Genomic DNA, 19,385 nt, shown 5'->3' on the forward strand with positions numbered 1-19,385 from the left:
GTGCCTCCCGCTCCAAATGGTTCAGACCACAGTGGTCCAGACCACTCATCGTAGGACGGGTGGCCGGCTGTGGGCCAAGCCTACGCACACAGCCCGTCGGGGACGGGTTCGCGCGGGCACCCGGGAGGGTCGCGCGCCCTCGTCGCGCGCCCCCGTCGTACGCCCGGTCACTCCGAGAAGTGGTCCCAGCCGCCGACCCGGTCCCAGGCCTCGCCGTCCACCGTCACCCGGCCGCCCCTGGCCGCCCGCGAGCGGCCGACGACCTCGCCCACCACCCGCCAGCGGGCGGGCAGTTGGACCCCGCGCGGGAAGGTCGCCACGATCGCGTGGTCCTCTCCCCCGGCCAGCACCCACACCATGGGGTCGACCCCGACCGCCTGGCCGATGTCCGCCATCTGCGCGGGCACGTCGAAGTCCGCCGCCCGCAGGTCGATGTCCACCCCGCTCGCCAGCGCCACATGCCCGAGGTCGGCCACCAGCCCGTCACTCACGTCGATCATCGCGGTGGCGCCGAGCTCCGCGCCGGACGGCCCCGCGTGGTACGGCGGTTCGGGGCGGCGGTGGGCCTCGACGAACGCCCGCGGCGAGCGGAAGCCCCGCTGCAGCACCGTCAGGCCCGCCGCCGACCAGCCGAGCCAGCCGGTGACCGCGACCACGTCGCCCACCTGGGCACCGGCGCGCGTCACCGGCGCGCGCCCCTGGAGGTCCCCGAGCGCCGTGATGGCCAGCATGATGGTGTCCCCGCGCACCACGTCACCGCCGACCACCGTCGCGCCGGCCACCTGGCACTCGTCGCGCAGTCCGTCCATCAGCTCGGTGGCCCAGGTGGTCGGCAGGTCCGCCGGCGCGACCAGGCCGAGCAGGATCGCGGTCGGGACCGCGCCCATCGCGGCCACGTCGGCGAGGTTCTGCGCGGCGGCCTTGCGGCCCACGTCGTACGCGGTGGACCAGTCCCGGCGGAAGTGCCGGTTCTCGATGAGCACATCGGTGGTCGCCACCACCCGGCCGTCCGGGGCCTTCACCACGGCGGCGTCGTCGCCCGGGCCGAGGTCGACCGCGTCGGTGAGCGGCACCCGGGCGGTCAGCTCCCTGATGAGTCCGAACTCGCCGAGCTCGCCCACGGTCCCCTGCATCTGCCGTCCTCCCGGTCGCGCCCGGTCGGGCGCCTACGTCCTGCGGCCACGCCGCCTCGCGCGCAGCGTACGCCCTCCGAGGACGCAGAGGTCTCCCCTACCCGGCCCGCCGGAGGGTAGCGTGGTGATCAGTCTGCCGTGAGCCCGTTCGCCACCCGACACCCGACCGGGCCGGCACGGCCGCGATCCCCGTACCCAGCCGCCCGGAGGTCCCCGTGGTACAGGCCTACATCCTGATTCAGACCGAGGTCGGCAAGGCCAGCGCCGTCGCCGGGTCCATCGCCAAGATCCCCGGTGTCCTCCAGGCCGAGGACGTCACCGGCCCGTACGACGTGATCGTCCGGGCCGAGGCCGACACCGTGGACGACCTCGGCCGTCTGGTCGTCGCCAAGGTCCAGCAGGTCGAGGGCATCACCCGCACCCTGACCTGTCCCGTGGTCCACCTGTAAGACCCGCATACCATCGGCGGGTGACCCGAGAACTCCGCGCCCCCCGCTTCCTGGCGGCACTGCCGGCCCCCGTTCGGTGGCTGGCGGTGCCGACCGCGCTCACCTGCACCGTCGTGGTGCTGGTCGGCAGCTGGAGCACGCCCGAGAAGATCGAGACGCCGGACCCGGCCCCCAAGGCCGCCGGCTACTGCCGGGCCCTCGCCGACGCGCTCCCCCAGGAGCTGTACGGCCACCCGCGCAAGGACCCGGCCCCCGCCTCGCCGTTCGTGGCCGCCTGGGCCAGCTCGCCGAAGGTGGTGCTGCGCTGCGGCGTGGACCGGCCCGAGGCCCTGAACGGCCCGGCCGCCACGGACATCGCGCCGACGATCGACGACGTGACCTGGTGGCCGCAGCAGCTGGGGGACGGCGGTTACCGCTACACCACCACGATGCGCAAGGCCTATGTGGAGCTCACCGTTCCCGACGGCTCGTTCGCCAACCCGATGGACGTGGTCGCCGCGCTCTCCCCCGTGGTCGCCGTCACCATCCCCTGAACCGGCCCGACCCGAGCCGACCTGACCCGGCCCGGCCCGACCGGCACGCGAGCGGGGCGGCCCGGTTCCCGGGACCGCCCCGTCACGCCGCCGGCGCGGGTTACCGCAGGCCGGTCGAGCGGCGCAGCGCCGCCTGCAGCAGCCGGTCGACCAGCTCCGGGTACGACATCCCGCTGGCCTCCCACATCTTCGGGTAGGCCGAGATCGGGGTGAAGCCGGGCATGGTGTTGACCTCGTTGACCATCCAGCTGCCGTCGTCGAGCAGGAAGAAGTCCACCCGGGCCAGACCCTCGCAGCCGAGCGCCTCGAAGGCCTCGATCGCCCGGCGGCGGATCTCGGCGGTCTGCTCGGCGGTGAGCTCGGCCGGGATCCGGACCTCGGAGGAGTCGATGTACTTGGCCTCGAAGTCGTAGAACTCGTAGCCGCCGCCGACCAGGACCTCGGCCGGGACGCTCGCCCGCGGGCCGTCCTCGAACTCCAGCACCGCGCACTCCAGCTCGCGGCCGGAGACACCCGCCTCGATGATCAGCTTGGGGTCGTGGCGGCGCGCCTCCTCGATCGCGGCATCGAGGTCGGAGAGGTCCTTGACCTTGCTGATGCCGATGCTGGAGCCGGCCCGGCAGGGCTTCACGAACAGCGGCAGGCCGAGTCCCGCGACGCGCTCGCGGACGGCGGCCCGGCCCTCCTCGGTCTCCCACTCGCGCGGCCGGACCACGGTGTACCGCCCGACGCCGAGGCCGTGCGAGGCCAGCAGGCGCTTGGTGAACTCCTTGTCCATGCCCGCCGCGCTGGCCAGCACGCCGTTGCCGACGTACGGCACGCCGGAGAGTTCCAGCAGGCCCTGGAGCGTGCCGTCCTCGCCCCACGGGCCGTGCAGCAGCGGGAAGACCACGTCCACCTCACCGAGCGCCTTGGGGGCGGCGCCGGGCTCGCTCCAGACCACCTCGCGGCTGCCGGGGTCGACCGGCAGCGCGACCCGGCCCTCGGTGGACTCGGCGACGTGGTCGACGTCCGGCAGCCGGCCGTCGGTGATCGCCATCCGGGCCGGCTCGTCGCTGGCCAGCGCCCAGCGGCCCTCGTGGGTGATGCCGATCGGCAGCACCTCGTACTTGTCGCGGTCGATCGCCCTCAGCACGCTGCCCGCGGTGGAGACCGAGATGGCGTGCTCGGAGCTGCGGCCGCCGAACACGACGGCGACCCGCGGCTTCGCGGACGGGTTCTGGGAGGTCTGTTCGATGCTCATATCGCGACAGAGGGTACCCCGAGGCTGGTTTCGGGACAGTGACCGACCCGGCCGGCCCGAGCCGGCCGGGCCCGGGCCGGAGCCCGAGCGGCGCCCGGCCGGACCGGGCCGTCAGCGCCGTTCGGGCTTGGCCGAACGGGACATCAGCGCCCGCAGTGCCTCCTGGGTGGGGCGCCCGTTGTGCACGACGTCCACCACCGCCTCGACGATCGGCATGTCGACACCGTTGCGCCGGGCCAGGTCGAGCACCGATTCGCAGGACTTGACGCCCTCCGCGGTCTGCCGGGTGGCCGCGATGGTCTCGGCCAGCGACATGCCCCGGCCCAGGTTGGTGCCGAAGGTGTGGTTGCGCGAGAGCGGGGAGGAGCAGGTGGCCACCAGGTCGCCCATGCCGGCCAGGCCCGCGAAGGTGTACGGGTCGGCGCCGAGCGCCAGCCCGAGCCGGGTGGTCTCGGCGAGCCCCCGGGTGATCAGGGTCGCCTTGGTGTTGTCGCCGAGGCCCATGCCGTCGGCCATGCCGACCGCCAGGCCGATCACGTTCTTGACCGCCCCGCCCAGCTCGCAGCCGATCACGTCGGTGTTGGTGTACGGCCGGAAGTACGGCGTGTGGCAGGCCGCCTGGAGCCGCTTGGCGACCGCCTCGTCGGTGCAGGCGACCACGCTCGCGGCGGGCTGCCGGTTGGCGATCTCCCGGGCCAGATTGGGCCCGCTGACCACGGCGATCCGCTCCTGGCCGACCGCGGCGACCTCGGCGACGACCTCGCTCATCCGCTTCGCGGTGCCGAGTTCGATGCCCTTCATCAGACTGACCAGGACGGTCTGCGGCTCCAGCAGCGGCGCCCAGGCGGCGAGGTTCTCGCGCAGCGTCTGCGAGGGCACCACCAGCACCGCGAAGTCCGCGCCGGCCAGCGCCTCGGCGGGGTCGGTGGTGGCCCGGACGCCGTCCGGCAGCCGGACCCCGGGCAGGTAGTCCGGGTTGGTGTGGGTGGCGTTGACGGCGTCCGCCAACTCCTGGCGGCGGCCCCAGAGGGTCACCTCACAGCCGGCGTCCGCGAGGATCATCGCGAACGCGGTACCCCAGGAACCGGTGCCGAACACGGCGCAGCGGGTCACTTGACTTCCTCCCCTGCCTGGTCGTTGCCACGGCCGCCGCTCCCGCGGCGGGCCGCGGCGGCGGCCCGGAGCCGGGCCGCCTCCCGCATGTCGTACCGCTCCGCGGGCGGTTCCTCGCCCCGGATGTCGGCCAGCACGGCGGTGATCGCGGTCATGATGTCCTCGGTGGCGTCCCTGAGGACCTGGGCGGTGAGTTCCTGGCCCTGGTACTTGCTCAGGTCGACGGCCGGCCCGGCCGCCACGGTCACCCGGTGGCGCGGGAACAGGTTGAACCTGCTCCGTCCCCCGCTGCCCCGGCCGTACGGCGGGATGATCTCGTGCGCGCCCCAGTGGGCCACCGGGATCACCGGCGCGCCGGTCATCAGCGCCACCCGGGCGACCCCGCTCTTGCCGGTCATCGGCCACAGGCCCGGGTCCCGGGTGAGCGTTCCCTCCGGGTAGAACTGCACGCACTGGCCGCTGTTGACCGCGTCGATGGCGGACCGGAAGGCCTGCGCCGCGTCGGTCGACTCGCGGAACACCGGGATCTGGCCGGTCTTGCGGAGCATGAACCCGATGAAGGGGATCGAGAACAGCGAGGACTTGCCGAGGATCCGCGGCGGCCGCCCGCTGTTGTACTGCCAGTGCGCGTACACCACGGGGTCGATGATCGAGTTGTGGTTGACCGCGGTGATGAAGCCGCCCCGCTTCGGCAGGTGCTCCCAGCCTCGCCAGTCGGGCTTGACCAGCGCGGTGTTCACCGGCTTCACCAGCACGGCCGCGAAGCGGTACCAGAAGCCGTAGTCGGCGTTGCCGAAGCTGGCGTACGAGCGGCGGGCCACCCCAGGTCCTCCTCATTCGTGCGGCACGTGGGGTGCCGCGGTCGATCTCGCTTCCGCCGCCTCTCGGGGCGCGGGCGCGGAACAGTGTCGCCCGACCGCTCACCGGCTGTCGAGCGACCCCGCCCGGACGTCCGGCGGGCGTGATCAAACGCACGTCCGCACAGTTCGGACGGCCTGGCGAGGGCTCCGGGACCGGCGTCACAATGACGCCGATGACCCAGGACACCGTACGCCCCGGCAGCCCCGTCGCGCCCGCCGCACCCGCCGCCGACTGGTCGCTGGTACTGCCGCTCAAACGGCTCGCCGGGGCCAAGTCCCGGCTGGCCCCGTTCGCCGGCCCGCACCGCCCCGACCTCGCACTCTCGTTCGCCCTCGACACCGTCACGGCCGCGCTGGCCGCTCCGGGGACCGGCCGGGTGCTGGTGGTCACCCGGGACGCCGGGGCCGGGGCGCGGCTGGCCGCGCTCGGCGCCCTGGTGGTCGACGACGAGCCCGGCGGCGGCCTCAACGAGGCACTGGCGCACGGCGCGGCGGCGGCGCTGGCCCTCGCACCCCACGCGCCGCTGGCCGCGCTCTCGGCGGACCTGCCGGCCCTGCGCCCGGCCGAGCTGGGCCGGGTGCTGGCCGCCGTCCCGGCGACCGGCCGGGCCTTCCTGCCGGACGCGCCCGGGCTGGGCACCACTCTGCTGGCCTGCGCCCCGGGCAGTCCGCTCGACCCCGCGTTCGGGGACGGCTCGCGGGCCCGGCACGCGGCCGGCGGCGCCCGCGAACTGCGGCTGTCCGGCGTGGAGTCGGTCCGCCGCGACGTCGACACCGGCGAGGACCTGGCCGAGGCGCTGGCGCTCGGCGTCGGACCGCACACCCGCGCCCTGGCCGTCCGGCTCGGATACCTGCCGCGACAGGGGCCGTCCGACGCACCGCTGCCCGGCTGACACACCACCGGGGCTGTCGGTGCCCCTCGCTATGCTGCTGGCATGCAGGCCACCGCGTTCACCTTCGACCCCGCCACCCGGGCCGGCTCCGTGCTGCTCGACGACGGGACCCCGGTGCCGTTCGACACCGCCGCCTTCGACGCCGGCGGGCTGCGGCTGCTGCGCCCGGGCCAGCGGGTGCGGATCCGCACCGAGGGCGCCGGCGACGCCCGGCGGGTGGTCTTCCTGACGCTGCAGACCTTCCCGGACCCGGCCGCCGGCTGACCGGGCCGGCGGCGCGCTCAGGAGTCGCGGAGCCACCGGGAGCCGCGACCGCGGGGAGTAATTCCGGAAAAGCGATAAGCCGTGGCACCACCCCGCCGGGAATTCCCGGAGGAGGGCGGCGCCACGGCTCGCGAAGGTCGTCCGACGACGACGCGCACCGACTACTTGGCGGTGGTCTTGCGCGCGGTGGTCTTGCGGGTGGTGGTCTTCTTCGCCGGTGCCGTCTTCTTGGCGGCGGCGGCCGTCTTCTTGGTCGCGGTCGCGGTGGTCTTCTTCGCGGCGGCGGCGGTGGTCGCCTTCTTGGCGGTCGCGGCCGTCTTCTTGGTCGCGGTCGCGGTGGTCTTCTTCGCGGCGGCGGTGGTGGTCGCCTTCTTGGCGGCGGCCGTCTTCTTGGTCGCGGCCGTCTTGTTGGCGGCGGCCTTGGTGGCGGTCGCCTTGGTGGCCGTCTTCTTGGCGGCGGCCTTCTTCGCCGGGGTGGCGGCAGCGGCGGCGGCAGCGGCCGTGGCGGCGCGCTTGGTGGCGGCACGCTTGGCGGCCGGGGTGGCGGCGACACCGCTCTTGCCCGGGGTGAGGGAGCCCTTGGGCGCCTTCTTCACCGAGGGGCCTTCCTTCGGCAGCTTCTTGGCGCCGCTGACCAGGTCCTTGAAACCCTGGCCCGGACGGAAGCGCGGCACCGAGGTCTTCTTGACCTTGACCTTCTCGCCGGTCTGCGGGTTACGGGCGAAGCGCGCGGAGCGCTCCACCTTCTCAAAGGTGCCGAAACCGGTGACCGAAACACGGTCGCCGGCCACGACGGCGCGCACCATGGTGTCGAGTACTGCGTCGACGGCCTCTGCGGCAGCCTTGCGACCGCCCAGCTGCTCGGCCACCGCTTCGACAAGCTGAGCCTTGTTCACGTCTTCCCCTTCAGAAACGGGCGCCGGATGATTCCATCCGTTCATTTCGCACGTTAGGTATGTATCTGCGGACTTTCAATTACCAAACGCGCGAATCACCCTAGTGTCGCAATGGATTTGCGCGTCGGCGACCTCAGACGACGGGCGGGCGCCCCTCGTCGAGGTCCTGCACAAAGCGACTCAACCGCCGCGCCGCCTCCGGAAGATCGCGCTTGGCGGCCTCGGTGACGATCAGCAGTTGACGGGTGAGAGCGGTCTTTGCATCGGCAGACACGTTCAGCGCATGCACGCGGTCGTGAGCTTGCTTCAACCGCTCGGCCACAAGCGCGAAGAGCGCTGCGACTTCCGGGTCGTCCGGCCCCTCAGCAGGTGAGGTGGCGGCGTCCGGCCGATCGTCAATTCGGCGTTCGGATCCCCGGCCCGTGGACTCCGGTGACGCGGGTTCGCCGCCCGCGTACGGAGGTTCATGGTGCCGGTGCATGCTCTGATTGTGCCATCTACGCGCAGTTGTGCATGCGCGGGGCCCTCCGCCGCAAAACCGAATCGCCAATCCGGGGCCCGCGGACGGGCACAACTCCCGCCCCGGAACGGCGGATGGCCCGCCCCCCCGAGGGGGGAGGCGGGCCATCCGGCGGTTCGTCAGAATGCTTGTTCAGAACGGGAGGTCAGGCCGCCGGCAGGGTGCGCGGCTTGAACGACGGCCGGCCCTTCTCGAAGGCCGCGATGTCGGCCTCGTTCCGCAGCGTGATGCTGATGTCGTCCAGCCCGTTGAGCAGCCGCCAACGGAGATTGTCGTCCAGTTCGAACGGCGCGGTGATGCCCTCGGCCCGCACCTCGCGGGCTTCCAGGTCGACGGTGACGGGCGCCGTCGGGTCCGCCTCGGTCAGCTGCCAGAGCCGTTCCACGGTCTCCTGCGGGAGGACCACGGTGAGCAGGCCGTTCTTCAGCGAGTTGCCACGGAAGATGTCGGCGAAGCGCGAGGAGATCACGGCGTGGAAACCGTAGTTCTGCAGGGCCCAGACGGCGTGCTCGCGGGAGGAGCCGGTGCCGAACTCGGGGCCGGCCACCAGGACGGTGGCGCCCTGCCGCTCGGGCCGGTTGAGGATGAACGACTCGTCCCGGCGCCAGGCCTCGAACAGGCCGTCCTCGAAACCGGAACGGGTGACCTTCTTCAGCCAGTGGGCGGGGATGATCTGGTCCGTGTCGACGTTGCTGCGGCGCAGCGGCACGGCCCGCCCGGTGTGGGTGGTGAACTTCTCCATGCTGCTCAGACCTCCACGGCGGCGTCGGCCACCAGATCGGCGGGGGCCGCGAGGCGGCCCAGGACGGCGGTCGCGGCGGCGACCTGGGGCGAGACCAGATGGGTGCGGCCGCCCTTGCCCTGGCGGCCCTCGAAGTTGCGGTTCGAGGTCGAGGCGCAGCGCTCGCCGGGGGCGAGCTGGTCCGGGTTCATCCCCAGGCACATCGAGCAGCCCGCGTGCCGCCATTCGGCGCCGGCCGCGGTGAACACCTTGTCCAGGCCCTCCTCGACGGCCTGGAGGGCGACCCGGACGGAACCCGGGACGACCAGCATCCGCACGCCGTCGGCGATCCGGCGGCCGCGCAGCAGGTCGGCGGCGGCGCGCAGGTCCTCGATCCGGCCGTTGGTGCAGGAGCCGACGAAGACCGCGTCGACGGCGACCTCGCGCAGCGGGGTACCGGCCTCCAGTCCCATGTAGGCGAGGGCGTTCTCGGCGGCGGTCCGCTCCTGCGGGTCGGCGAAGGAGGCCGGGTCCGGCACCGAGGCGCCGAGCGGGGCGCCCTGGCCGGGGTTGGTGCCCCAGGTGACGAAGGGGGTCAGCTCGGCGGCGTCGATGAAGATCTCGTGGTCGAAGACCGCGTCCTCGTCGGTGCCCAGGGTCCGCCAGTACTCGACGGCGGCGTCCCAGTCCTCGCCCCGCGGGGCGTGCGGGCGGTCCTTGAGGTAGGCGAAGGTGGTCTCGTCCGGGGCGATCATGCCGGCCCGGGCGCCCGCCTCGATGGACATGTTGCAGATGGTCATCCGGGCCTCCATGGAGAGGCCGCGGATCGCCGAACCCCGGTACTCCAGGACGTAGCCCTGGCCGCCGCCGGTGCCGATCCGGGTGATGATCGCCAGGATCAGGTCCTTGGCGGTGACGCCCTCGGGCAGTTCGCCCTCGACGGTGATCGCCATGGTCCGGAACGGGGCCAGCGGCAGCGTCTGGGTGGCGAGCACGTGCTCGACCTGGCTGGTGCCGATGCCGAACGCCAGCGCGCCGAACGCGCCGTGGGTGGAGGTGTGGGAATCGCCGCAGACCACGGTGGTGCCGGGCTGGGTGAGGCCCAGCTGGGGGCCGACGACGTGCACGACGCCCTGCTCGATGTCGCCGAGGGAGTGGATCCGGACGCCGAACTCGGCCGCGTTCTTGCGCAGGGTCTCCAGTTGGACCCTGGAGACCGGGTCGGCGATCGGCTTGTCGATGTCCAGGGTCGGGGTGTTGTGGTCCTCGGTGGCGATCGTGAGATCGGTGCGGCGGACCGTGCGGCCGGCCAGCCGGAGGCCGTCGAAGGCCTGCGGGCTGGTCACCTCGTGGAGCAGGTGCAGGTCGATGAAGAGCAGGTCGGGCTCGCCCTCCGCGCGCCGCACGACGTGGTCGTCCCAGACCTTCTCTGCGAGTGTCCGTCCCATCGGATTCCCTCCAGCCGGCCGCGTTGCCGGCCTTCTCGTGTCGTCGAGGTCGAAGCTGCCGCGGGCCGGTCCGGTCCGCGACGAGCGACCTGCACACCGGATCGGTGTCCACGATGCGGACACCTCGGCGGGGTCGCATCCTGGATGTCTCCCGGGCTGCTGCATCCAGAGTGGCGCTTTTCGCAGAAGATTGAACTTGCGTCTCGCGGAATGAGACTGCAGTCTTAGCGCATGGACAACTCTAGCGGCGTCGGCGTGCTCGACAAGGCCGCTCTGGTGCTGAGCGCACTGGAGTCGGGCCCCGCCACGTTGGCGGGGCTGGTCGCCGCCACCGGTCTGGCGCGCCCCACGGCCCACAGACTCGCCGTCGCACTCGAACACCACCGTCTGGTCACCAGGGACATGCAGGGCCGCTTCATCCTCGGCCCGCGCCTGTCCGAACTCTCCGCCGCGGCGGGCGAGGACCGGCTGCTCGCCACCGCGGGCCCGGTCCTGACCCACCTGCGCGACGTCACCGGCGAGAGCGCACAGCTCTACCGCCGCCAGGGCGAGATGCGGATCTGCGTCGCGGCCGCCGAGCGGCTCTCCGGTCTGCGGGACACCGTCCCGGTCGGCAGCACCCTGCCGATGAAGGCCGGCTCGGCCGCCCAGGTCCTGCTGGCCTGGGAGGAGCCCGAGCGGCTGCACCGCGGCCTCCAGGGCGCCCGGTTCACCGCCACCGCGCTGAGCGGGGTCCGGCGGCGCGGCTGGGCCCAGTCGATCGGCGAGCGGGAGCCGGGCGTCGCCTCCGTCTCCGCGCCGGTCCGCGGGCCCTCCAACCGCGTCGTGGCCGCCGTCTCGGTCTCGGGGCCGATCGAGCGCCTGACCCGCCACCCCGGGCGACTGCACGCCCAGGCCATCATCGAGGCCGCCAACCGCCTCACCGAGGCGCTGCGCCGCAGCTGACCCGCCCGCCCCCGCCCGCCCCCACGCCTTCCCCGCCTCCCCCCACTCCCCCGCACTCTCCCCCACCGAGAAACCGTGAAGGGCCCCGCTCGTGGTCGAGCGGGGCCCTTCGGACGGGGGCTCCCGATGGATTCCGGATGAATTCCGGATGGTCCGGTAAATCAAAAAAGACCCCGGGGGCCGGGGCCTTTCTTTTCTGGCTGGGGTACCAGGACTCGAACCTAGACTAAATGAACCAGAATCACTCGTGCTGCCAATTACACCATACCCCAAAACAAAGCAATCAGCCGATGAGCTACCCCATCGGCTTCCTGCTTCAGTACCCCCGACCGGATTCGAACCGGCGCTACTGCCGTGAGAGGGCAGCGTGCTAGGCCGCTACACAACGGGGGCATCCTGGCGATTCCTCGCGGAACCAGTACCCCCGACCGGATTCGAACCGGCGCTACTGCCGTGAGAGGGCAGCGTGCTAGGCCGCTACACAACGGGGGCTTTCCAGGCGGTCCCTTGCGGGACCAGTACCCCCGACCGGATTCGAACCGGCGCTACTGCCGTGAGAGGGCAGCGTGCTAGGCCGCTACACAACGGGGGCTTGTCTTCACTTGTCGCGGTCTGGACCGCGGGGTACTGCGCTGGGGTACCAGGACTCGAACCTAGACTAAATGAACCAGAATCACTCGTGCTGCCAATTACACCATACCCCACCAGAGTTGAACCCCTGTCGGGGATCCTCTCGGGCTCGCGCCTCCCGCTCGGCTCCGGCGGGGGCTTTGACTCCCGCGTCGTTGCCCTCCCGGGCGGCGCAGAAAGAACATTACCCGACGTCCGCCCCGGCTCCAAAATCGATAACCCCAGGCAGCGGGAAGGGGGCCGTCCGGTGACCTCCGGGGGCGCCGCGGGCCCGGCGCCGAGGCCGGGCCCGCGGGGTGCCGCCGATGTCCGGCGGCCGGTCGGAGCGGTGCCGCGGTCAGGCCCCGGGCAGGCCGGCCAGGGCCGCGTTCAACCGGCGCAGCGTCTCGGCGCGGCCGAGCAGCTCCATCGACTCGAAGAGCGGCGGGGAGATCCGGCGGCCGCTCACGGCCACCCGCAGCGGGGTGAAGGCGAACTTCGGCTTGATGCCCAGCCCCTCCACCAGCGCCTCGCGCAGCGCGGCCTGGATCGGCTCGGCGGTGAACCCGTCGAGCGCCGCCAGGGCCCGGATCCCGGCCTCCAGCACCGGTCGGGTGTCCGCGGTGAGCACCTTGGCGGCGTCGTCCGGGTCGAGCGCGAAGTCCTCCGGGGCGACGAACAGGAAGCCGGCCATCGCCACGATCTCGCCCAGCACGACCATCCGCTCCTGGGTGAGCGGCGCGACCGCGGCCAGCAGCTCCAGCTGCTCGGCGGTCGGCTCGGCCGGCAGCAGGCCGGCCCCCTGGAGGTGGGGCACCAACCGGCGGACGAAGTCCTCCGGGGCCAGCCGGCGCACGTGCTCGGCGTTGACCGCCTCGCACTTCTTCAGGTCGAAGCGGGCCGGGTTGGCGTTCACCCTGGTGACGTCGAAGGCCGCCACCAGCTCGTCCACGGTGAAGACGTCGCGGTCCTCGGCCAGCGACCAGCCCAGCAGCGAGAGGTAGTTGAGCAGCCCCTCGGGGATGAAGCCGCGCTCCCGGTAGAGGTTGAGCGAGGCCTGCGGGTCCCGCTTGGAGAGCTTCTTGTTGCCCTCGCCCATGACGTAGGGCAGGTGGCCGAACCTCGGGGTGCCGCCGTCGCCCACGCCGATGTCGGCGAGCGCGGCGTAGAGCGCGATCTGGCGGGGGGTGGAGGAGAGCAGGTCCTCGCCGCGCAGGACGTGGGTGATGCCCATCAGGGCGTCGTCCACCGGGTTGACCAGGGTGTAGAGCGGTGCGCCGCCGGCCCGGACGATGCCGTAGTCGGGCACGTTCCCGGGCTCGAAGGACAGGGTGCCGCGGACCAGGTCGTCGAAGGTGATCGTGGTGTCCGGCATCCGGAAGCGCAGCACCGGCTCCCGTCGCTCCAGCCGGTGGACGGCCACCTGGTCGTCCGTCAGGTCACGGCAGCGGCCGTCGTAGCCGGACGGCTTCCCGGCCGCGCGGGCGGCCTCGCGGCGGGCGTCCAGCTCCTCGGTGGAGCAGTAGCAGTGGTAGGCGTGGCCCGCCTCGTGCAGCCTGCGGGCGATGTCGGCGTAGACGTCCAGCCGCTGCGACTGCCGGTACGGCGCGTGCGGGCCGCCCACCTCCGGGCCCTCGTCCCAGTCCAGGCCGAGCCAGCGCATCGCGTCGAGCAGCTGCCCGTAGGACTCCTCGGAGTCGCGGGCGGCGTCGGTGTCCTCGATCCGGAGGACCAGGGTGCCGCCGTGGTGGCGGGCGAAGGCCCAGTTGAACAGGGCGGTGCGGACCAGGCCCACGTGCGGGTTGCCGGTCGGGGAGGGGCAGAAGCGCACCCGGACGGCCGGTCCGGCGGGCTCGCTAGCCACGCTTGACCACCTTGTTGGCGAGGGTGCCGATGCCCTCGACGGTGACCGCGACCTCGTCGCCGACCTGGATCGGGCCCACCCCGGCGGGGGTGCCGGTGAGGACGACGTCGCCGGGCAGCAGCGTCATGGCCTCGGAGATGTGGACGATCAGCTCGGCGACCGAGCGGACCATCAGGGAGGTGCGGCCGGTCTGCCGGAGCTCGCCGTTGACCGTGCAGGTGACGGCGAGGTCCGAGGGGTCGAGGTCGGTCTCGATCCAGGGGCCGAGCGGGCAGGCGGTGTCGAAGCCCTTGGCGCGGGCCCACTGGCCCTCGCGCTGCTGGACGTCGCGGGCGGTGACGTCGTTGGCGCAGGTGTAGCCGAGGATCACCTCGGGGACCCGCTCCAGCGGCACCTCGCGGCACATCCGGCCGATCACCACGGCCAGTTCCGCCTCGTGCTGGACGTCCGAGGAGAACGGCGGGTAGGCGATGCTCTCGGTCGGCCCGATCACCGAGGTGGAGGGCTTGAAGAAGGTGAGCGGGACGTCCGGGACGGCGTTGCCCAGCTCGGCGGCGTGCGCGGCGTAGTTGCGGCCGACCGCGACGATCTTGTTGGGCAGGATCGGGCTCAGCAGCCGGACGTCCTGGAAGCGGTAGCTCTCACCGCTCGGCCGGGGCTGGCCGAACGGGTGGCCCGCCAGCCCGTGGACCACCAGCGACTCGGGCCGCGCCGGGTCCCCCTCGACCACACCGAAGGAGACGCTGCCGGCGGCAGGACTCCCTTCCCGGACGGAAAACCTGGCAATGCGCACGGCTCGGGCACCCCTCGCGTCGTCGGCCGCCCGGGGCGCGCCCGGGCGCTGGTGGAGGCCGGTCCCGCTTCGGGCCCGGCCCCGTTCAATCGCCGCCCAGGCTATCGCGCGGGCTCCGGCCCGGCCCCTCCACCGGCCCGGGGTGTCCGGACGCCGGCCGGGACGCCCGGGGACGCGACGGGCCCCGCCACCGGGGTGGCGGGGCCCGTCAGGGCGTATGCGGAACGCTTCAGTCCTGCGGGACGTTCACCACCGGAGCGACCATCAGCCGGGTGCGGCGCGGGTTGGCGGTGGAGGTCGGCAGGTCGGTCGGGTAGGTCGCGGCGGCCTCGGGCCTGCGGGCGCCGGGGATCTGGCCGAAGTCCTCGACCGAGGCCAGCGTCGTCCGGCGCGGGTTCGCGGTGGACGTGGCGGACAGCGTGGACTCGGCGGCCTTCTTCGCCTGGGACATCTCGTCAGCACCTCAAGGTCGTGGCCGGGCGACCGACCTCGATCGGCCCCGGCCTGAGTGATTCGGGAGGATTCTGGGCAGGCTGAATCGGGGCCGTGCTCCGGATACCGCAAAGGTTACGGATCTCTTTCCACAGGGACCGTGACCAAAGCTACACATTCATCTGTGAGTTTCATCACAAATCACGGAACATATCGCCGATATCCGACATGTCGCTGCATCAGTTTTTACCGGCATATCGGATATATCGGTCATACCCGAAGCGCCGTGCATCCGGTTGATCTCGGGTCTGGTTGGCATGTATCTGACGAGTGTCCGAAAAAGGCGGTATTCGGGTCCGGTTGCCGTACAGACCGTGAGATTCCGCGCGCGGTGGGTAGTGCCGTCCGATGTGCCCCGCTCGCCCTTGTTGGGATTCCCCGGCTGTGCTGGAATGCCACGGACCGTGGGTAGGGAGTACTCCACCCCGGTGACCCGCTCTCCCGGACCGGCCGGGGTGCGGATGGAAACTCCACACCGTCCAGGCTGCGGCGACGCGGCGGGACGCCCGGTCCAGAGGTTGCGACGCCAGTGCAGGGACGTTTCAAAAGGGGTAGCGGCGGCGCGGGTGACCCTGAGTCGCGTGAGCCGGTGGCAGCCCCCCAGCCGGCGGCGGCCCCCGGCGGTCCGGCCGAACCGACGCCCGACGTGATCGGACGGCCGGAGGACGAGGGCGCGGAGCGGACGTCGGCCCGGGGCAAGCTCCGGTCCTCGCTGACCCGCCGCCGGGCCAAGGGCATGAGCCGGCTCGCCATGCGCAACTGGCGGATCCGCAGCAAGCTGATCGCCCTGCTCGCGCTCCCGGTCATGGTCGCGCTGGTCCTCGGTGGCCTGCGCATCCAGACCTCGCTCGAGACCTCGCAGCAGTTGGCCCAGATGGCCAACCTCTCCGACCTGGCCAAGAAGGCGACCGACCTCGCCAACGCCCTGCAGAGCGAGCGGGACGTCAGCGCGGGTCCGATGACCAACAAGCCCAACGCGCCGCTGGACGACGACATCGTCGCCGCCCGCAAGGTCACCGACGACCTCAGCCGCACCTTCACCGCGTCCGCGGACAAGTTCGAGAACCTCGAGCTCTCCGGCGGCAAGGCCCTGCTCTTCCAGATCCGCAAGGACCTGAACTCGGTCTCCGACGCGCGTGGCAACCCGTACCAGAACAACCAGAACATCCAGGCGACGATCACCGCCTACGACGTGATCATCCGCGACCTGCTGTCGATCACCCAGGACATCGCGCTCGCGTCCAACAACCGCGAGCTGGTCCGCGCGACCCGCGCCCTGCAGCAGTTCTCGCTCGCCAAGAACTCCACCTCGCAGCAGCGCGCGCTGATCAGCGCCGCGCTCGCCAACCCGGCCGGCCCGGACCTCAGCCTGAGCGACGAGTCCTTCGGCATCCGGTTGAAGTCGTCCTACGACAACGCGCTGACCGGCTTCAACAACATCTACACCTCGCACGACCTGGACAACCTGCGCGGCCAGCTGAGCTACAACTCGGTCGTCGCCGCGGCCGACCGCTACGCGCGCTCGATCCTGCAGCAGAGCGGTATCCACCAGAGCGAGGTCGTCAGCTACAAGGACTGGTACGAGCAGTCCACCGCCAAGATCGCCGCCGAGCGCCGGATCGAGTCCAAGCTCATCGAGGACCTCGACGGAAAGGCCCAGGAGCTCCAGTCCCAGGCCGACACCGAGGCCCTGATCATCGGTGCCGCCGTGGCACTCGTGCTGCTCGTCGCCCTCGGTGGCGCCGGTCTGATCGCCCGCTCGATGGTGCGCTCGCTGACCCGGCTCCAGTCCGCGGCCGAGGACGTCGCCGAGCGGCGACTGCCCGAGCTGGTCAAGACGCTCTCCGAGACCGACCCGCACGACGTCGACGTCGCCGTCGAACCGGTCGGCGTCGACTCCACGGACGAGATCGGCCACGTGGCCCACGCCTTCGACATGGTGCACAGCGAGGCCGTCCGCCTCGCCGCCGAGCAGGCCCTCCTCCGCGGCAACATCAACGCGATGTTCACCAACCTCTCGCGCCGCAGCCAGGGCCTCATCCAGCGCCAGCTGTCGCTCATCTCCGAGCTGGAGAGCCGCGAGGCGGACCCGGACCAGCTGGCCAACCTCTTCAAGCTGGACCACCTCGCGACCCGTATGCGCCGCAACGGCGAAAACCTCCTCGTCCTCGCCGGTGAGGACCCGGGCCGCCGCTGGACCCGCCCCGTCCCGCTGGTCGACGTGCTCCGCGCCGCCGCCTCCGAGGTGGAGCAGTACGAGCGCATCGAACTCGCCGCCGTGCCGTCGGCCGAGGTCGCCGGCCGCGTCGTCAACGACCTCGTCCACCTTCTCGCCGAGCTGCTGGAGAACGCCACCTCGTTCTCCAGCCCGCAGACCCGCGTCCGGGTCACCGGCCACGCCCTGCCGGACGGCCGGGTGCTGGTCGAGATCCACGACACCGGTATCGGTCTGAGCCCGGACGACCTCGCCGAGATCAACGAGCGCCTCGCCAACCCGCCGACGGTGGACGTCTCCGTCTCCCGCCGCATGGGCCTCTTCGTGGTCGGCCGCCTGTCCCTGCGACACGGCATCCGCATCCAGCTGCGTCCCAGCGACTCCGGTGGCACCACCGCGCTGGTCATGCTCCCGGTGGACGTCACCAACTCCGCCGACCGTCGCGGCGCCGGTCGCCCCGGCGGCGGCCAGCCGCCCAAGCAGCAGCGCGGGGTCGCCCCGACGCCGCGCCAGCAGCGCCAGATGCCGGCCGGCCAGGGCGGCCGCGCCGGCGACCGGGCCGCGCTCGGCCAGGCTCCGGCGGGCGGTGCCCCGCAGGGCCGGCCGCAGCTCGGCCAGGGCGGCCCCGGCCCGTCCGGCGGCCAGGGTGCCCCCGGCGCCCCCGCCGGCGGTCTGCCGACCCGCCAGATCGGCCAGTCGCTGCGGGAGAACCCGGCGCAGGCCGGTCGTCCGGGCACGCCGAACCCGCAGGGCCCCAACCAGCAGGGCCCGAACCCGCAGGCGCCCAACCAGCAGGGCCCGAACCGGCAGGGCGGCCAGGGCGGCCAGGGCCGACCGGCTCCGGGCCGGCAGGCCCCGCCGCAGCAGGGCGCCCCGAACCAGCAGGGCGGCCTCCCGCAGCGCTCCCCGGGCCGTCAGGACCCGCAGCAGGGCGCCCCCGGTGGTCTGCCCCGGCGCGACCGGCAGCCCGGCGGTCCCCAGGGTCCCCAGCAGAACGGCCCGCAGCAGAACGGCCCGCAGCAGAGCGGTCCTCAGCAGAGCGGTCCTCAGCAGGGCGGCCCGCAGCAGAGCGGTCCCGGGGCACGCCGCCCCGGCCAGGAGCGCCCGCAGGGCGCCGGCGCCCCCGCCGCCCCCGCCGCCCGCGGCGGCGAGCAGCCGCAGCACGGCTGGGCCGACCAGACGGGCCGCCCCGGCGCGCCGGCACCGCAGGGTGCCCGCCCGGGCGAGCGTCCGCAGGACGGGCTGCCGCAGCGCCAGCGCCCCGGCCAGGGCCGTCCCGGTCCGCAGGGCCGGCCGCCGCAGGGTCCCCAGGGCCCGCAGCAGGGTCAGGGCGGCCGTCCGCAGCAGCCCGCCCAGGGCAGCCGTCCGCAGCCGGGCCGGCAGCAGCCGCTGCCGCAGGCCCAGCAGCCCCAGCCGCTGCCGGCGGCCGACACCTCGATGGAGAGCACCCAGCAGTTCGCCCGGCCCCGGTTCGAGGCCAGTGACATCGACCCGCGCGACCCGCTGGGCCTCGGCCTGGTCGAGCCGGTGCTGCCGAGCGTGCCGACCCCGGTCCGTCCGGAGCGGAACGTCCAGCAGCCGCAGGCCCCGCAGCAGCAGGTCCAGCAGCCGCAGGTCCAGCAGCCGCCCGCGCGGCAGGAGCCGATGGCGCTGCCGTCCGGCCCGTCCGAGGGCGGGGCGCCGGCCGAGCAGGGCTGGTACCGCGAGGAGGGCCGCCCGGGCGAGCAGGCGTACCAGCCGCGCCGTCCCGGGACCACGGCCCCGGGCTTCCCGCCGTCGCAGGAGGGTCAGCGGCAGGCCCCCCAGGGCCGGCCGCAGGGCCCGCAGCAGCAGGCACCGCAGCAGCGGCAGCCGCAGCAGCAGGCCCAGGCCCCGCAGCAGCAGCGGGCTCCGCAGGCCCAGCAGCCGCACGCCCAGCGGCCGGCACCCCAGCAGCAGGCTCAGCAGCAGGTCCCGCAGGCCCAGGCTCCGCAGTCGCGGCCCGAGCAGCAGGCGCCCCCGCAGGCCCAGCAGCAGGCCCCGGGCCAGCAGCAGCCCGGCGAGGCCCCGTGGCGCCCGTCCGCCAACGACGAGCGCTGGCGCCGGGCCGAGCAGGTCCGCGAGCCCTCGACCAGCGGGGTCACCATGTCGGGTCTCCCCCGGCGCACCCCGCAGGCCAACCTGGTCTCCGGAACCGCCGAGTCGTCCCCGCTGACGGGCCCGCAGGTGTCCCGCGCGCCCGAGGAGGTCCGCGGCCGTCTCACCAACCTGCGCCGCGGCATCCAGCAGGGCCGCCGGGCCGGTGCCGAGCAGGCCGCGGGCCAGCAGCCGGCCGACCCGGCCGGATCCCACCATGGTCCCCAGCAGCCCGGGTTCGACAGTTTCGGGGGCCGGAACGACGGCAACGCCGCAGAT

17 protein-coding genes and 5 tRNA genes are annotated in these 19,385 nt (G+C 73.1%); 6 read left to right on the top strand and 16 right to left on the bottom strand.

What is annotated here, in order from left to right; translation table 11 throughout:
• Positions 1-167: 167 nt before the first annotated feature.
• The gene (locus tag SM793_RS15825) at positions 168-1,133 is read right to left on the bottom strand and encodes a thiamine-phosphate kinase (RefSeq protein ID WP_320438821.1); all 966 of its coding nucleotides are present in this window, start codon (positions 1,131-1,133) and stop codon (positions 168-170) included.
• 215 nt (positions 1,134-1,348) lie between these two features.
• On the opposite strand from SM793_RS15825, the gene SM793_RS15830 reads away from it, so the two are divergent.
• Both SM793_RS15830 and SM793_RS15835 read left to right on the top strand, forming a co-directional pair.
• Positions 1,349-1,582 carry an Lrp/AsnC ligand binding domain-containing protein gene (locus SM793_RS15830; RefSeq protein WP_320438822.1) on the top strand — a complete coding sequence of 78 codons (234 nt, stop codon included), beginning with the start codon at positions 1,349-1,351 and terminating at the stop codon, positions 1,580-1,582.
• Between the two features lie 20 nt (positions 1,583-1,602).
• Positions 1,603-2,115, top strand: a complete 513-nt coding sequence (locus tag SM793_RS15835) for a DUF3515 domain-containing protein (protein ID WP_320438823.1) — start codon at positions 1,603-1,605, stop codon at positions 2,113-2,115.
• A 100-nt stretch (positions 2,116-2,215) separates the two neighbouring features.
• Here the strand turns inward: SM793_RS15835 and SM793_RS15840 are convergent, their stop codons facing one another.
• The 3 genes from SM793_RS15840 to SM793_RS15850 form a co-directional block, all read right to left on the bottom strand.
• Entirely contained in the window at positions 2,216-3,358 is a 1,143-nt protein-coding gene (locus SM793_RS15840; RefSeq protein ID WP_320438824.1) for a D-alanine--D-alanine ligase family protein, read from the bottom strand.
• A gap of 111 nt (positions 3,359-3,469) precedes the next feature.
• Positions 3,470-4,471: an NAD(P)H-dependent glycerol-3-phosphate dehydrogenase gene (locus tag SM793_RS15845; protein ID WP_320438825.1), complete on the bottom strand. Its 1,002-nt coding sequence runs from the start codon at positions 4,469-4,471 to the stop codon at positions 3,470-3,472.
• Positions 4,468-5,292: a lysophospholipid acyltransferase family protein gene (locus tag SM793_RS15850; protein ID WP_320438826.1), complete on the bottom strand. Its 825-nt coding sequence runs from the start codon at positions 5,290-5,292 to the stop codon at positions 4,468-4,470. The genes SM793_RS15845 and SM793_RS15850 overlap by 4 nt, the downstream gene beginning before the upstream one ends.
• Before the next feature lie 212 nt (positions 5,293-5,504).
• Here SM793_RS15850 and cofC point away from each other — a divergent pair, with 212 nt between their 5' ends.
• Together cofC and SM793_RS15860 are read left to right on the top strand one after the other, a co-directional pair.
• Positions 5,505-6,224, top strand: a complete 720-nt coding sequence (cofC, locus tag SM793_RS15855) for a 2-phospho-L-lactate guanylyltransferase (protein ID WP_320438827.1) — start codon at positions 5,505-5,507, stop codon at positions 6,222-6,224.
• Positions 6,225-6,266: 42 nt separating this feature from the next.
• Positions 6,267-6,488, top strand: coding sequence for a hypothetical protein (locus tag SM793_RS15860; RefSeq protein ID WP_320438828.1), 222 nt, complete (start codon positions 6,267-6,269; stop codon positions 6,486-6,488).
• Between the two features lie 161 nt (positions 6,489-6,649).
• Here the strand turns inward: SM793_RS15860 and SM793_RS15865 are convergent, their stop codons facing one another.
• The 4 genes from SM793_RS15865 to leuC form a co-directional block, all read right to left on the bottom strand.
• Positions 6,650-7,384 (bottom strand): HU family DNA-binding protein, encoded by a 735-nt coding sequence (locus SM793_RS15865; RefSeq protein WP_320438829.1) that lies wholly within the window; start codon positions 7,382-7,384, stop codon positions 6,650-6,652.
• A gap of 133 nt (positions 7,385-7,517) precedes the next feature.
• Entirely contained in the window at positions 7,518-7,865 is a 348-nt protein-coding gene (locus SM793_RS36430; RefSeq protein WP_375979800.1) for a hypothetical protein, read from the bottom strand.
• 184 nt (positions 7,866-8,049) lie between these two features.
• Entirely contained in the window at positions 8,050-8,646 is a 597-nt protein-coding gene (leuD, locus tag SM793_RS15875; protein WP_320438830.1) for a 3-isopropylmalate dehydratase small subunit, read from the bottom strand.
• A gap of 5 nt (positions 8,647-8,651) precedes the next feature.
• Entirely contained in the window at positions 8,652-10,073 is a 1,422-nt protein-coding gene (leuC, locus tag SM793_RS15880) for a 3-isopropylmalate dehydratase large subunit (protein WP_320438831.1), read from the bottom strand.
• Positions 10,074-10,304: 231 nt separating this feature from the next.
• Here leuC and SM793_RS15885 point away from each other — a divergent pair, with 231 nt between their 5' ends.
• A complete protein-coding gene (locus tag SM793_RS15885) occupies positions 10,305-11,018 on the top strand; it encodes an IclR family transcriptional regulator (RefSeq protein WP_030306825.1) in 714 nt (237 codons plus the stop codon).
• Positions 11,019-11,215: 197 nt separating this feature from the next.
• Here the strand turns inward: SM793_RS15885 and SM793_RS15890 are convergent.
• The 8 genes from SM793_RS15890 to SM793_RS15925 all read right to left on the bottom strand — a co-directional run bounded on the left by SM793_RS15890 (position 11,216) and on the right by SM793_RS15925 (position 14,735).
• Positions 11,216-11,290: transfer RNA gene (locus SM793_RS15890), tRNA-Gln, on the bottom strand.
• Between the two features lie 48 nt (positions 11,291-11,338).
• Positions 11,339-11,411: transfer RNA gene (locus SM793_RS15895), tRNA-Glu, on the bottom strand.
• Positions 11,412-11,437: 26 nt separating this feature from the next.
• Positions 11,438-11,510 (bottom strand) — tRNA-Glu (locus SM793_RS15900).
• A gap of 27 nt (positions 11,511-11,537) precedes the next feature.
• A tRNA-Glu gene (locus SM793_RS15905) sits at positions 11,538-11,610 on the bottom strand.
• 40 nt (positions 11,611-11,650) lie between these two features.
• A tRNA-Gln gene (locus SM793_RS15910) sits at positions 11,651-11,722 on the bottom strand.
• A gap of 263 nt (positions 11,723-11,985) precedes the next feature.
• Positions 11,986-13,491 (bottom strand): glutamate--tRNA ligase, encoded by a 1,506-nt coding sequence (gene gltX / locus SM793_RS15915; RefSeq protein ID WP_320438832.1) that lies wholly within the window; start codon positions 13,489-13,491, stop codon positions 11,986-11,988.
• Positions 13,484-14,284, bottom strand: coding sequence for a fumarylacetoacetate hydrolase family protein (locus SM793_RS15920; RefSeq protein WP_320438833.1), 801 nt, complete (start codon positions 14,282-14,284; stop codon positions 13,484-13,486). Before SM793_RS15920 ends, gltX begins: the two co-directional genes overlap by 8 nt.
• Before the next feature lie 229 nt (positions 14,285-14,513).
• Positions 14,514-14,735, bottom strand: coding sequence for a hypothetical protein (locus SM793_RS15925; RefSeq protein ID WP_320438834.1), 222 nt, complete (start codon positions 14,733-14,735; stop codon positions 14,514-14,516).
• 630 nt (positions 14,736-15,365) lie between these two features.
• Between SM793_RS15925 and SM793_RS15930 the strand changes: the two genes are divergently transcribed.
• Positions 15,366-19,385: nitrate- and nitrite sensing domain-containing protein (locus tag SM793_RS15930; protein ID WP_320438835.1), on the top strand; the 4,020-nt coding region annotated here is incomplete at its 3' end.

It is taken from the genome of Kitasatospora purpeofusca (genome assembly GCF_034043715.1).
In the GTDB taxonomy this organism is placed as follows: Bacteria; Actinomycetota; Actinomycetes; order Streptomycetales; family Streptomycetaceae; genus Kitasatospora; species Kitasatospora purpeofusca_A.

Coding starts and splice junctions, on each gene's coding strand:
- SM793_RS15825 (WP_320438821.1), bottom strand. CDS start 1,133: ATGCAGGGGACCGTGGGCGAGCTCGGCGAGTTCGGACTCATCAGGGAG.
- SM793_RS15840 (WP_320438824.1), bottom strand. CDS start 3,358: ATGAGCATCGAACAGACCTCCCAGAACCCGTCCGCGAAGCCGCGGGTC.
- cofC (WP_320438827.1), top strand. CDS start 5,505: ATGACCCAGGACACCGTACGCCCCGGCAGCCCCGTCGCGCCCGCCGCA.
- SM793_RS15860 (WP_320438828.1), top strand. CDS start 6,267: ATGCAGGCCACCGCGTTCACCTTCGACCCCGCCACCCGGGCCGGCTCC.
- SM793_RS36430 (WP_375979800.1), bottom strand. CDS start 7,865: ATGCACCGGCACCATGAACCTCCGTACGCGGGCGGCGAACCCGCGTCA.
- leuD (WP_320438830.1), bottom strand. CDS start 8,646: ATGGAGAAGTTCACCACCCACACCGGGCGGGCCGTGCCGCTGCGCCGC.
- leuC (WP_320438831.1), bottom strand. CDS start 10,073: ATGGGACGGACACTCGCAGAGAAGGTCTGGGACGACCACGTCGTGCGG.
- SM793_RS15885 (WP_030306825.1), top strand. CDS start 10,305: ATGGACAACTCTAGCGGCGTCGGCGTGCTCGACAAGGCCGCTCTGGTG.
- SM793_RS15925 (WP_320438834.1), bottom strand. CDS start 14,735: ATGTCCCAGGCGAAGAAGGCCGCCGAGTCCACGCTGTCCGCCACGTCC.